This is a genomic window from Neobacillus sp. MER 74 (genome assembly GCF_023714155.1).
Genome location: NZ_JAMAUV010000097.1, coordinates 1 through 298 on the forward strand (window position 1 = coordinate 1; position 298 = coordinate 298).

1 rRNA gene is annotated in these 298 nt (G+C 54.0%); it reads left to right on the plus strand.

The annotated features are described in order from the left end of the window. A 23S ribosomal RNA gene (locus tag M3610_RS27670) occupies window positions 1–298 on the plus strand; the annotation flags it as partial.

Genomic DNA, 298 nt, shown 5'->3' on the forward strand with positions numbered 1-298 from the left:
ATTCCACACTGCCAAGAAAAGCCTCTAGCGAGATAAAAGGTGCCCGTACCGCAAACCGACACAGGTAGGCGAGGAGAGAATCCTAAGGTGAGCGAGAGAACTCTCGTTAAGGAACTCGGCAAAATGACCCCGTAACTTCGGGAGAAGGGGTGCTTTTTGAGGTGAATAGCCTCGAAGAGCCGCAGTGAATAGGCCCAGGCGACTGTTTAGCAAAAACACAGGTCTCTGCGAAGCCGCAAGGCGAAGTATAGGGGCTGACGCCTGCCCGGTGCTGGAAGGTTAAGAGGAGGGGTTAGCT